We start from the raw sequence: 12246 nt of genomic DNA, 5'->3' as shown, positions 1-12246 counted from the left end.
CCGCCCCGCCGGCCCCGTCCGGCCGAACCGGGTGGGGTCGGACGCACTCTCAGAAACCTCTCATCTACCATCAGCTGGTGCCCAGCCTGACCGGAAACCTGATCCAGATCATCGCCATCCTGCTCGCGGTGGCCGCCTTCGTCGCCACCCTGTCGCTCTGGCCGAAACTGGCCGGCCGCGGCTGGAAGTCCTGGACCGGCCGGCTCGGTGCCTTCCTGGTGACCCAGGTCACCGTGCTGGTGGCGATGGGCCTGGTGGCCAACTCCTACTTCGGCTTCTACACCACCTGGAGCGACCTGCTCGGCACCGACGGCGCGCCCGGCACGGTGGTCGAGCAGCAGCCCGGCAAGCCGGTGGCGGTCCGGGGCGAGCAGAAGGTGTACTCCTCGCAGGGCTCGGCCCGCGAGCGCGCGGGCGTGATCCAGCAGGTCGAGATCAAGGGCGCATCCACCGGGATCAGCAGCGACGCGTACGTCTACCTGCCGCCGCAGTACTTCCAACCGGGTTACGCCGACCGCAAGTTCCCGATGGCGCTGGTGCTGGCCGGGTATCCCGGGTCGGCGGAGAAGCTGATCTCGCTGATGGAGTACCCGGCTTCCGCGCTGACCGCGATCGAGGCCGGGAAGCTGCCGCCGACCGTCCTGGTGATGATGCGTCCGACCGTGGTCGGCAACCGGGACACCGAGTGCGTCGACATCCCGAACGGGCCGCAGGTGGAGACCTACTTCGCCGAGGACCTGCCGAAGGCGGTGACGGCCTCCTACCGGGTCTCCGAGCAGCCGGGCCAGCGAGCGGTGATCGGCAACTCCACCGGTGGCTACTGCGCGCTCAAGTTCGCGCTGCGCAGGCCGGATTCGTACCGCACGGCGATCTCGCTCTCCGGCTACTACGCCGCGCCGACCGATGTCACCACCGGTGACCTGTTCGGCGGCAACGAGCAGCTGGAGCGGGAGAACGACGTGCTCTGGCGGCTGCGGAACACTCCCCCGTCGCCCGTCGCGCTGCTGCTGGCCACCAGCTACAACGAGCAGAACTACCCGGCCACCCAGCAGATGGTGGCCGCCTTCAAGGCGCCGACCAAGCTGGCCACCATCACCCTCGACAGCGGCGGCCACAACTTCCACACCTGGACCCGGGAGATCCCGCCCGCGCTGGAGTGGCTCGGCAAGCAGCTGACGCCCGTTCAGCCGGTCTGACGGACGCTCCGGTCAATTCCTGACCGGTCTCACAGCTGTGCTTCACGAAAATCTCAGCGGGGCGGCCGAGCGTAGCCCCCATGACCACGACCAGTTCCCCTCCTCCCACCAGTGAACCGTGGCCCGAGGCTGCGAACTACCCGCCGCCGGAGACCCCCGAGCCCCCGGCACGGGCCACGGTCGAACCACTGTTCCCGCCCGTCGGGCTCCCGGCGGCCGACCCCAAGGGTCCGACCTCCTGGGCCGGCCGGCTGCGTACGCTGCCCACCCGCGCCTGGCGCGGCCGCCCGGACGACCCGGCCTGGGCCCGCCCCGCGCTGCTCGGCCTGCTGGCCGCCACCGCGCTGCTGTACTTCTGGAACCTGAGCGCCTCCGGCTGGGCCAACTCCTTCTACTCGGCCGCCGTCCAGGCCGGTTCGCAGAGCTGGAAGGCGTTCTTCTACGGCTCCTCGGACGCGGCCAACTTCATCACCGTCGACAAGGCGCCGATGTCGCTCTGGCCGATGGCCCTCTCGGTCCGGATCTTCGGGCTGAACTCCTTCGCCCTGCTGGCCCCGCAGGTCCTGATGGGCGTGGCCACCGTCGGCACGGTGTACGCCACGGTGCGCCGCCGGTTCTCCCCGCTCGGCGGCCTGGTGGCCGGTGCGGTGCTGGCCCTCACGCCGGTCGCCGCGCTGATGTTCCGGTTCAACAACCCGGACGCGCTGCTGGTGCTGCTGCTCACGCTCGCCGCGTACGGCCTGGTCCGGGCCACCGAGACAGCGAGCACCCGGTGGATGCTCTTCGTCGGTGTGATGCTCGGCTTCGGCTTCCTCACCAAGACACTGCAGGCCTTCCTGGTGCTGCCCGCCTTCGCCCTGGTGTACCTGCTGGTCGCGCCGACCGGGCTCGGCCGTCGGGTGCTCCAACTCCTGTACGGCGCCGGGGCGATGATCGCCTCGGCGGGCTGGTGGGTGGCGATCGTCGAGCTCACCCCCGCCGCCGACCGGCCCTACATCGGCGGCTCGCAGGACAACAGCTTCCTCTCCGTCACCTTCGGCTACAACGGCTTCGGCCGGCTGACCGGCGAGGAGACCGGCAGCGTCGGCGGCGGTGGCGGTCGCGGCGGCCAGGGCGGCGGCTGGGGCGAGACCGGCATCACCCGGCTGTTCGACGGCGACATCGGCGGCCAGATCGCCTGGCTGCTGCCCGCCGCACTGCTCCTGCTGCTGGTCGGCCTCTGGGCCACCCGCCGGGCCCCGCGCACCGACAGCGCCAGGACCGCCTTCCTGGTCTGGGGCGGCTGGCTGCTCTGCACCGCGCTGACCTTCAGTTACATGTCCGGCATCTTCCACCAGTACTACACGGTGGCGCTGGCCCCGGCGGTGGCCGCGCTGGTCGGCATGGGCGTGGACGGCCTCTGGCGGGCCCGCAGGCAGCTTCCGTACGCGGCCCTGCTGGGCCTGGCCGTCGGCGGCACCGCGGTCTGGGGGTACGTCCTGCTCGGGCGCGCCACCGACTTCCTGCCTTGGCTGCGCTGGGCGGTGCTGGTCGGTGGCCTGCTGGCCGCGGTCGCCCTGCTCGCGGGCACCCGGCTGCCCGCCCGCCTCGCCGGGCGGGTCGGTGCGGCCGCCGGGCTGATCGCACTGGCCGCCGCGCTCGGCGGACCGGCCGCGTACGCGGCGGACACCGTCTCGACCGCGCACACCGGCTCGATCCCGACCGCCGGGCCCCGGGTCCAGGGCGCGATGGGCATGGGCGGCCCGGGCGGGATGCGCACCCGCGGCGGCGCGGACGACGGCCGGATGTCCTTCCCGGCCGGCGGCCAACTCCCGCCCGGCGGCGGGGCGTTCCCGCAGGGCGGCGGCGCATTCCCGCAGGGCGGCGGCCAGCCTGGCGGCCAGACCGGTGGCCAGGCCGGAGGGATGCCCACCGGGCAGTTCCCGCAGGGCGGCACCGGCGAGACCGGTGGTCGCGGCGCGATGGGCGGCGGCATGGGCGGCCTGATCAACGGCGCCCAGGTCAGCGCCGAGCTGGCCGCGCTCCTGAAGCAGGACGCCGACCAGTACACCTGGATCGCCGCGGCGGTCGGCTCGCAGAACCAGGCGAGCTACCAACTCGCCACCGGCGCACCGGTGATGGCCCTCGGCGGCTTCAACGGCTCCGACCCCTCGCTCACCCTGGACGCGTTCAAGCAGTACGTCCAGGAGGGCAAGGTGCACTACTTCATCGGCGGCGCGGGCGGCGGCATGGCCGGCGCGGAAGGCCGGACGGGCGGCGGCAGCATGGGCGGCTCCAGCCAGTCCGCCGAGATCGCCGCCTGGGTCGCGGCCACCTTCACGGCCCAGACGGTCGGCGGCACCACGGTCTACGACCTGACCACCGGCAACTGACCGTCCCGGCTGCCCCCGGCGGAGCCTCGCTCCGGCGGGGGCAGTCGGCTGCCTCGACGCACCCGCGTGGTGCGCCGTCGCGCCGACTTGACCCCCCGTGAGGCGGCTGGTCTGCTGGTGAGCCGTCAGCAGCCCACACCACCACTCCCGGGGGAGAACTCCGTGCGCGCCCGCCGTACCGCCCTGTCCGCGACCGCCCTCCTCCTCCTGATCACACCCGCACTGGCCGCCTGCAGCAGCGGCGCCAGCTCCCAGGACCAGGCCGGCCCCGCCGCCCTCGGCACCAACCCGCTGCAGAACCCGGACGGCACCAAGCCCGGCCTCGGCCCGATCACCTCCCCCGAGGACCGCAAGACCGCCCGCGACCTGATCGCCAAGGTGGCCACCGCCGAGAGCGGCGGCAAGGCGGGGTACGACCGCGACCAGTTCGGCCCGCCGTGGACGGACAACGTGGACGGCGTCCCGCTCGGCCACAACGACTGCGGCACCCGTGACGACCTGCTCGCCCGGGACGGCAAGTCCCTTGAGCACAAGGACGGTTCGAAGTGCGTGGTGACCGGGATGACCATCTACGACCCGTACACCGGCAAGACCGTCCAGTGGAACAAGCAGCAGGCCGGCAAGATCCAGATCGACCACGTGATGGCGCTGTCCTACGACTGGCAGATGGGCGCCGCCAAGTGGGACAAGGCCAAGCGGGTCCAGATCGCCAACGACCCGCTCAACCTGATCCCCGCCGACGGCTCGCAGAACGCCGCCAAGGGCGACTCGGGCCCGGCCGAGTGGCTGCCCGCGAACGAAGCGGTGCGCTGCTCCTACGCGGTCCGGTTCGCCCAGGTCTCGCTCAAGTACCAGCTCCCGGTCACCCCGGCCGACAAGAAGGTCATGCTCACCCAGTGCGCCGGCTGACCTGAATTTCTCCCAAAGAAGTTTTGCAAAACTACTTTTGCAAACTCCCGGGCCGCCCTACGCTGCCACCATGACCTCCGACGACGACCGGCACCGCCTGCTCGACCCCGCCCAGGACGCGGCGGCGCTGAAAGCGCTCACCCACCCCCTGCGGATCCGCCTGCTCGGCCTGCTGCGCCAGGACGGCCCCGCCACCGCGAGCGAACTCGCCGCCAGGACCGGGGAGTCCTCCGCCTCCACCAGCTACCACCTGCGGGTGCTGGCCAAGTACGCGTTCGTCGCCGAGGCCACCCACCGCGACGGGCGGGAGCGCCGCTGGCAGGCCGTGCACGCGGTGACCTCCTGGAGCAACGAGGCGATGGCGGCCACCCCGGACGGCCGGGCCTCGCTCAGCCTGCTCCGGCGCCGCCAGGTCGAGCACCTGGAGACCTCGCTGGCCCAGCACGAACAGGACGTCGCCACCGGACGGCTCGGCCCCGACTGGCTGGAGCCGTCCGGGATCAGCGACCTGATGCCCCGTCTGACGCCCGAGTCGCTGGCCGAGCTGTGGCAGACCTTCGAGCGGAAGCTCACCGAACTGACCGCCCGCGACGAGCACGACCCGCGCGCCGCCCAGGTGATGGTCCTCGCCGCCGGACTGCCGCTGGCCTCGCCCGAGCCCGCCGCGGACACGGAGTGAGCGCGCCGACGGCCCTCCGTACCGCCCGCCGCCGCTATCTGACGGTCAGTTTCCTCTGCTGGCTGCCGGTGGGCCTGACCATCGCTCCGCTGGTCCTGCTGCTCGGCGAACGGGGCATCACCCTGGCCGGCGTCGCGGGCCTGGTCGCCGCCTACTCCCTCACCGCCGCCGCGCTCGAACTGCCCACCGGCGGGCTCTCCGACGTCCTCGGCCGCCGCCCCGTGCTCGCGGCCGCCGGCCTGCTGAGCCTGGTCGCGCTCACCCTCCAGGCCCTCGGCACCGCAGTCTGGCTACTCGCCCTCGGGGCGGTGCTCAAGGGCGCGGCCCGCGCCCTGTTCAGCGGCCCGGCCGAGTCCTGGTACGTCGACACCGTCCAGGCGATCTCGGGGCCCGACGCGGAGCTGCGCACCGGCCTGGCCCGGGGCAGCTCGGCGGCCTCCGCCGCGCTCGCCCTCGGCACGCTGCTCGGCGGCGTCCTGCCCTGGCTGCTCGGCAGCCGGTTCGGCCTCGACCTGGGCGCCGCCACCGCCGGGCTCGTACTCCCGCTCTCCGTCCCGCTCCTGCTGGGCGCGGCCGTCGAGATCGCCGTGGTCGGCTACGTGCTGACCGCCCTGCCCGAGCCCGCCCGACCGCCCGTCACCGTGCGCGACGTGCTCCGGGGCGTCCCGGCCACCGTGCTCGACGGGCTGCGGCTGGGCGGCCGCGACGTCCTGCTCCGCCGGGTGCTGCTGAGCGCCGGAGCGGCCGGAGCCGCCCTGGCCGCCGTCGAACTGCTCGCCCCCGGCCGGTCCGCCGCCCTGACCGGCCGACCCGAGTCGGGAGCGGTCCTGCTGGCCGGGCTCGCCTGCGCGGGCTTCGTCTGCTCGGGCGTCGGCAGCCAGCTCGCCCCCACGGTCGCCCGGCTCGCGGGCAGCGGCGAGCGGGCGGTGCTGGCGAGCCTGGGCACCGGCGCGGTCGGCCTGCTGCTGCTCGCGATCACCGTGCCGTACGCCGGCCCGGCCGCCCTGCTGCTCGCCGCCACCGGCTACGGCCTGCTCTACCTCGGACTCGGCGCGGCCGGGCCGAACGAGAGCGACCTGCTGCACCGCCGGGTCACCGAGGCGGGACGCGCCACCGCCCTCTCCGTCCAGTCCCTGGCCCTGCAACTCACCGGCGCCGCCGCCGGATTGACCGCGGGCGCGCTGCCGGCCGGGCCGCTGCCCTGGCTGCTCGGGGGCGCGGCTCTGCTGGCCGGGGCCCTGCTCTGGTCGGGCCGACGCAAGCCGGCCCCGACCACCGTGCCGACCGCCCAGCTCAGCCGCCGATCGCGGACATCGGCCGGTCCGGCTGGACGAAGTCGGCCGAGTTGATGTCGTGTCCCGGCCCCTTGCGGGCGATCGTGTTGCGCCAGGCCCGCTCGATCGCGGCGTCGTCGGCATCGCCGCGCAGCAGGGCGCGCAGATCGGACTCCTGGGTGGCGAACAGGCAGTTCCGCAACTGCCCGTCGGCCGTCAGCCGGACCCGATCGCAGCCACCGCAGAACGGCCGGGTGACCGAGGCGATCACGCCGACCACGGTGTCCGTCCCGGCGATCCGCCACTCCTCGGCCGGGGCGTTCCCGTGCCGCCCGACCGGGATCAGCTCCCAACGCTCCGTCAGGACCGCCAGCAGCTCGTCCGCGGTGATCATCTTGTCCCGCTCCCAGGCCCCCTGGGCGTCCAGCGGCATGGACTCGATGAACCGCATCAGGTACCCGTGCTCGGCGGCGAACTCGACCAGGTCGAGGATCTCGTCCTCGTTCACCCCGCGCACCGGCACCGCGTTGATCTTCACCGGTGCCAGCCCGGCGGCCTGCGCGGCGGCCAGCCCGGCGAACACGTCGGCGATCCGGTCCCGGCGGGTGATCTCGGCGTAGCGCTCGGGCCGCAGGGTGTCCAGGCTGACGTTCACCCGGTGCAGTCCGGCGTTCTTCAGCTCGGCGGCCGTCCTGGCCAGGCCGATGCCGTTGGTGGTGAGCGAGACCTCGGGGCCGAGCTCGGTCAGCCGGGCGACCAGGCCGGGCAGGCCGCGCCGGAGCAGCGGTTCGCCGCCGGTCAGCCGGATCGACCTGATGCCCAGTCGGGTGACCGCGATCCGCACCAGCCGGACGATCTCGTCGTCGGTGAGCACCTCGGCCTTGGGCAGCCAGTTCAGCCCCTCGGCCGGCATGCAGTACGTGCAGCGCAGGTTGCAGCGGTCGGTGAGGGAGACCCGCAGATCGGTGTGGACCCGGCCGTACCGGTCCACCAGCGGGGGAGGTGCGGTGTACATCTGCCCAGTACAGGTCCCCGGCGGGGGAAGTTCCAGGGGTGGAAGACCCGGCGGGCGGCCCGGTCGCGGGGGCCACCGTTGTGCGATCACACAACTCCCCCGCGCCCGCGCCGGACGGCAGACTGGTCCCATGGCCGCTCTCCCTTACGTTCCAGCCCTGGTGCTCGCCGCAGGCGGCGGGCGGCGGCTCGGCGGGCGGCCGAAGGCGCTGATCCGCTACCGGGACCGGCCGCTGCTGGAGCACGCGCTGGCCGTGGTCCGGGCCGGCGGCTGCGAGCGGACGCTCGCGGTGCTGGGCGCCGCCGCCGAGCAGGTACGGGCCACCGCCGACACCGGAAACTGTCTCCTTGTCGACAATCCCGACTGGGCGAGCGGTATGGGATCCTCGCTCCGGGCCGGGCTCGCCGCACTGCCCGCCGGGGCCGACGCCGTCCTGGTGATGCTGGTGGACACCCCCGGCGTCACCCCCGCCGCCGTCGCCCGGCTGCTGGCCGCCCACCGGGCCGGCGCCGAGCTGGCCGCCGCGGCGTACGACGGCCGCCGCGGGCACCCCGTACTGATCGGCGCCCGGCACTTCGCCGAAGCGGCCGCCGGGGCAACCGGCGACGCCGGGGCCCGCGCGCTGCTCGCCGCGCACGCCCCTGACGTGCGCCTGGTCGAGTGCGGCGACGTCGCCGTCCCGGACGACCTGGACACTCCGGCGGACCTGGCCCGCTGGACGGACCGTCAGAACAGTCGGTCGTGCGCCCCTGATGTGCCCCTGGTCTCTCCCTGAGGATTGCCGCAAAGCACGGCGACGGCCCGGCGGATCAGCGACGATGGGTAACGACCCAGGCCAGGCGACCAGAACGGACGGTGCGAGCAATGCCCGGAGTGCCGCTGCCCGACGACTTCAACGAGCAAGGGGCCGAGCGGCCTTACGGCGCGACCGAGATCCGCTGCCCGGCCTGCCGCCGCGAGCACCTGTACGAGCCGCCCAGCCTGCCCTGCCCCTGCGGCGCCCAGTTGCGCGTCCCGCTGCTGCGCGGCGGCGTGCCGGTCCAGGTCAGGTTCCGGTCCTGGGAGGACTCCTGGCTGAGCATGCGCTGTCCGCACTGCGGGCGCAACGACCAGTGGCCGCAGCCGGAGTTCACCTGCAACTGCGGGGCCACCGTACGGCTCCCGGTGGACCGCGCGCCCCGGCTGCAGAGCACCGGACCGCTCGGCCCCGGCCAGTCCCGCCGCCCGCAGGAGCAACGGCCGTACACCGCCCGCCCGTTCACCGGCATCGCGGCCGACGGCGGGCCGACCGTGCCGCCGCAGAGCACCCAGTGGCAGCCCGCCGCCTGGCAGCAGCGGCCGCCGTTCCGGCCGCACCCGGTGCGCACCCAGGAGGACGCGGTGCTGACGGCGGCCCGCTACCTCCAGTGGCTCGGCTTCGACGACCTGGAGCTGACGGAGGATCAGGAGAGCTCGGCCGTCACGCTGTTGGGCACCCGGATGGTGGCCCAGGTGGACGCCACCGGCACTCCCGCCGATCTCAAGACGGTGGAGTGCCTCTGGCTGCAGACCCTGCACACCGAGGAGATCGCCGCCGCCCTGTTCACCCTCTCCGGCTTCACCCAGCAGGCCGTCGTCCGGGGCGAACAACTGCTGGTCGCGCTCTTCCGGTTGGATCCGGCCGGCATACCGCAGCCCGCCAACGGCGCCGCCGAGGCCCTGATGGAGACCGGCTGGACGTTCTGATCCGAGCCGCCCCGACCGGTCTGGACCACTCGATCAGGAGCGGGTGGTTCCGGATCATCTCCCGCTCGTGATCTGGTGCACAAGCTCACCCCCGTGTTGAATTGCCGCCACAGCAGCCCGCTCGCTGGACACCGCACACAAGGAGGTGGCGTTGTCGGAGCACGGTACGGCCCTGGGGGGCAGCAAGACGGACGCGGTGTGGCGACTGCGTTCCCGTGGATGTTGGCAGGAGGCCGCAGAACTGCTCCGCCCGGCTGCCACAGCCGATCCGTCGGCCGCACTCGGCCGAGCCGAACTCCTCATCGAACAGTGCATGTTCACCGCCGCGCACTGGGAGCAGGCCGAGGGAGCCCTGCGCCTCGCCGAGGCCGGCGCGACCACGGCGGACCAGCGGGCGGGCGCGGCCTGCGCCCGCGGCTTCCTGGCGTACATCGCCAGCGTGCTCGGCCCGCGCGACCGGCTGGACGAGGCCCAGGCCGCACTCGGCCGCACCTCGGCCCTGCTGCCGCCGGACGCGCCGGGGCGACCACTGCTCGACTTCCGCCGCGGCCTGGTCGCGGAGAACCTGCTGCACGACCGCACGGCGGCCTGGATCGCCTACCGCCGGGCGCACGAGGGCGCCGACCGGGTCGGGGACGAGCTGCTGCGCTCGTACACCTGGCGCCACCTGGCCTCGCTCTCGCTGGCGGCGGGCGAGCTGGAGCGGGCCAGGGAGGGCTTCCGGGCCTCCCTGACGATCCGTGAGGAGCTCGGCTTCACGGTGGGGGTGGCCCCGGCGCTGGCCGCGTTGGCGGAGGTGTCGGAGCCGGCCGAGGCGGTCCGGCTGCGGGCCGAGGCGGCCCGGCTGGTGCAGGCGCTCGGCGGCGTACCGGTCTGGCTCGCGCGCCGTCTGAACCCGGTGCCCGCGCCCACTCCTCCCCTGGACGGCCCCGCCTGACAGGTAGCCGGGGACGGCGTCAGCTAAGGTGAGCCTAACCTGCCTGGGGAGCACTCCGGGCCGGTTCACCTTGCCGTCCCCGGGCTCCGTGGAGCTCCGGTCGTCCCGATCGGGCCAGCATGACCGTGAGCAGCACCGCATCCCGCCGGTCCGTCAGCTCCCCTCCGCTGCACAGCAGTTACGGCCGCCAGCACGCGGTGTTCCCGAGTCTGCGGATCCATACCGGGCCGCTGCGCACCGGCCCGGGCTGGGTCGGCGCGGCGGCGCTGGCCGGGGACGGGGCGGTGCTCCGGGAGATGGTCGCCTTCGATGCCGCGCTCGGCCTGGCCGAGTACGGGGAGCCGCTCCGCCCGGACGTGGCGGCCGGCTTCGCGCTGCACCGGTACACCTGGCCGGTCGCGCTGGCTTTCACGCTGCCCTGGTTCCTGGAGCGCCGGGTGCCCCGGCTGCCGGTGGACCGGGTATCGATCAACCGCTCCGCCGGTGAACTCGCCGTCCGCCCGGCCGGGTTCAGCTGCCTGCCGGACGACCCGGCGGCCGGCGCCCCCGGCGCCCGGGTGGTCCCGGACGCACCGGCCCTGCGGGCCGAGCTGCGGGCCGCCCTGACCGAACACCTCACCCCGGTGCTGGCCGCCTTCCGCCCGCTGGTGCGACGCGGCCCGCGCACGCTCTGGGGCATCGTCACCGACGACGTGATCGAGGGCCTCTGGTTCCTCGGCAGCCTGCTCGACGAGGAGGAGCGGGCCGCCGCCGAGGTGTCCGAACTGCTGCCAGGGCCGAGTGACGCACCGTTCGTCGGCGGGGCGGACTTCCGCCCGGTGGAGCCGGCGGATTCGGCCGAAGCCACCCGGACCAGGACCAGGGTGAGTTGCTGCCTCTTCTACACCGTACGGCCGGAAGAGGTCTGTCCGACCTGTCCGCGCGTCTGCTCGGAATAGGCGGGAAAAAGTTCGAATCAGTTCGGTCATTTCATCCGACCGTACGGATAGAACCAGGTCGGAATTCCCTCTCCTCGGTGCATTGACGGCGAATCAGCCAAATGGACGGCACGCATCCGCCATAGTGGTGGCTCGCCATCACAAGGCAGGAAAGCGAGGCTGGTTCCGGCCATGAAACTGTCCGATATTCCACTGGGCTGGGCCGTCACGGGCGTGACCGGTCTGGTGGTGGTCGCCGTCCTGGTGACCTTCCTGCGGACCAGGGCCGCCGCAGCGGCCGGTTCGGCCGACTCCTGGGAGCGCGGCGAGGAGCGCCGTCGCCGCAAGGAGTCGCTGTACGGGGGCGCCTCGTACACCCTGCTGTTCTGCTGCGCCGGGGTCGCGGCCGCGCTCTCCTTCCACGGTCTGGTCGGCTTCGGGGTGCAGAACCTCGGGCTCTCCGGCGGCTGGGAGTACCTGGTCCCGTTCGGCCTGGACGGCGCCGCGATGTTCTGCTCGGTGCTCGCCGTCCGGGAGGCCAGCCACGGTGACGCCGCGCTCGGCTCCCGACTGCTGGTCTGGTTCTTCGCCGGCGCCTCCGCCTGGTTCAACTGGGTGCACGCCCCCCGCGGGTTGGGCCACGCCGGTGCCCCGCAGTTCTTCGCCGGGATGTCGCTCTCGGCGGCGATCCTGTTCGACCGGGCGCTCAAGCAGACCCGCCGGGCCGCGCTCCGCGAACAGGGCCTGGTGCCCCGCCCGCTGCCGCAGATCCGGATCGTCCGCTGGCTGAGGGCGCCTCTGGAGACGTACGCCGCCTGGTCGTTGATGCTGCTGGAGGGCGTCCGCAGCCTGGACGAGGCGGTCGAGGAGGTCCGGGACGACAAGCGGCAGGCCGCGCTGGACCGCGAGCGGCAGCGGCTGGCCAGCCGCCGCGAGCGGGCCGAGATCCGGGCGATCGGGCGGCAGCCCGGCGGGCACTGGCGGCCGCGCTCGGCCGAACGGCAGCTGGCCGCCGCGCAGTTGGAGGCGGGCACTTCGGAGCCCGCGATAGCGGGCGAGGCGGCGCCCGCAGAGAAGGCGGTCGAGGGCAAGGCCGCCCAGCCGGGGCTGCCGGCCCGCCGCAGCGTCGACCTGACCCCCGAGGAGGACACCATGACCCTGCCCCGGCTGGACTCGCTGGAGCAGAAGCTGAAGGACCTCGAGCAGCAGTTCGGCTGACCTG

At 73.7% G+C, this 12246-nt stretch carries 11 protein-coding genes; 10 read left to right on the top strand and 1 reads right to left on the bottom strand.

Annotated features, from left to right (window positions below; all coding sequences use genetic code 11):
• Positions 1 to 77 precede the first annotated feature (77 nt).
• The 5 genes from F4556_RS28880 (at position 78) to F4556_RS28860 (ending at position 6505) form a co-directional block, all read left to right on the top strand.
• Entirely contained in the window at positions 78 to 1196 is a 1119-nt protein-coding gene (locus F4556_RS28880) for an alpha/beta hydrolase (RefSeq protein WP_313068766.1), read from the top strand.
• An 80-nt stretch (positions 1197 to 1276) separates the two neighbouring features.
• Entirely contained in the window at positions 1277 to 3568 is a 2292-nt protein-coding gene (locus F4556_RS28875) for an ArnT family glycosyltransferase (RefSeq protein WP_184921208.1), read from the top strand.
• A 162-nt stretch (positions 3569 to 3730) separates the two neighbouring features.
• Complete coding sequence (locus F4556_RS28870) at positions 3731 to 4477, top strand: HNH endonuclease family protein (RefSeq protein WP_184921206.1); 747 nt, start codon at positions 3731 to 3733, stop codon at positions 4475 to 4477.
• A gap of 70 nt (positions 4478 to 4547) precedes the next feature.
• Positions 4548 to 5156, top strand: a complete 609-nt coding sequence (locus F4556_RS28865) for an ArsR/SmtB family transcription factor (protein ID WP_184921204.1) — start codon at positions 4548 to 4550, stop codon at positions 5154 to 5156.
• On the top strand, positions 5153 to 6505 hold the full coding sequence (locus F4556_RS28860; protein WP_184921202.1) for an MFS transporter: 1353 nt from the start codon (positions 5153 to 5155) through the stop codon (positions 6503 to 6505). Before F4556_RS28865 ends, F4556_RS28860 begins: the two co-directional genes overlap by 4 nt.
• On the opposite strand, the gene moaA is transcribed toward F4556_RS28860, so the two are convergent.
• Positions 6450 to 7445: a GTP 3',8-cyclase MoaA gene (gene moaA / locus F4556_RS28855; protein ID WP_184921200.1), complete on the bottom strand. Its 996-nt coding sequence runs from the start codon at positions 7443 to 7445 to the stop codon at positions 6450 to 6452. The genes F4556_RS28860 and moaA overlap by 56 nt on opposite strands.
• Before the next feature lie 130 nt (positions 7446 to 7575).
• On the opposite strand from moaA, the gene F4556_RS28850 reads away from it, so the two are divergent.
• The 5 genes from F4556_RS28850 to F4556_RS28830 all read left to right on the top strand — a co-directional run bounded on the left by F4556_RS28850 (position 7576) and on the right by F4556_RS28830 (position 12242).
• A complete protein-coding gene (locus F4556_RS28850; RefSeq protein WP_184921197.1) occupies positions 7576 to 8220 on the top strand; it encodes a nucleotidyltransferase family protein in 645 nt (214 codons plus the stop codon).
• A gap of 89 nt (positions 8221 to 8309) precedes the next feature.
• Entirely contained in the window at positions 8310 to 9170 is an 861-nt protein-coding gene (locus tag F4556_RS28845) for a hypothetical protein (RefSeq protein ID WP_246511110.1), read from the top strand.
• 151 nt (positions 9171 to 9321) lie between these two features.
• Positions 9322 to 10107, top strand: coding sequence for a hypothetical protein (locus F4556_RS28840; RefSeq protein ID WP_184921195.1), 786 nt, complete (start codon positions 9322 to 9324; stop codon positions 10105 to 10107).
• A gap of 119 nt (positions 10108 to 10226) precedes the next feature.
• On the top strand, positions 10227 to 11045 hold the full coding sequence (locus F4556_RS28835; protein ID WP_184921193.1) for a (2Fe-2S)-binding protein: 819 nt from the start codon (positions 10227 to 10229) through the stop codon (positions 11043 to 11045).
• Between the two features lie 171 nt (positions 11046 to 11216).
• Positions 11217 to 12242: a DUF2637 domain-containing protein gene (locus F4556_RS28830; RefSeq protein WP_184921191.1), complete on the top strand. Its 1026-nt coding sequence runs from the start codon at positions 11217 to 11219 to the stop codon at positions 12240 to 12242.
• The last annotated feature ends 4 nt before the right edge of the window (positions 12243 to 12246 follow it).

The organism is Kitasatospora gansuensis (genome assembly GCF_014203705.1).
Classification (GTDB): Bacteria; Actinomycetota; Actinomycetes; order Streptomycetales; family Streptomycetaceae; genus Kitasatospora; species Kitasatospora gansuensis.
Note: the sequence above shows the minus strand (reverse complement) of the source record. Positions and strands in the feature narration are given on the sequence as shown.

What these genes read in the sequence shown, in the direction of transcription:
- F4556_RS28875 (WP_184921208.1), top strand. Translation starts at nt 1,277, where the DNA reads ATGACCACGACCAGTTCCCCTCCTCCCACCAGTGAACCGTGGCCCGAG.
- F4556_RS28865 (WP_184921204.1), top strand. Translation starts at nt 4,548, where the DNA reads ATGACCTCCGACGACGACCGGCACCGCCTGCTCGACCCCGCCCAGGAC.
- moaA (WP_184921200.1), bottom strand. Translation starts at nt 7,445, where the DNA reads ATGTACACCGCACCTCCCCCGCTGGTGGACCGGTACGGCCGGGTCCAC.
- F4556_RS28850 (WP_184921197.1), top strand. Translation starts at nt 7,576, where the DNA reads ATGGCCGCTCTCCCTTACGTTCCAGCCCTGGTGCTCGCCGCAGGCGGC.
- F4556_RS28845 (WP_246511110.1), top strand. Translation starts at nt 8,310, where the DNA reads ATGCCCGGAGTGCCGCTGCCCGACGACTTCAACGAGCAAGGGGCCGAG.
- F4556_RS28835 (WP_184921193.1), top strand. Translation starts at nt 10,227, where the DNA reads ATGACCGTGAGCAGCACCGCATCCCGCCGGTCCGTCAGCTCCCCTCCG.
- F4556_RS28830 (WP_184921191.1), top strand. Translation starts at nt 11,217, where the DNA reads ATGAAACTGTCCGATATTCCACTGGGCTGGGCCGTCACGGGCGTGACC.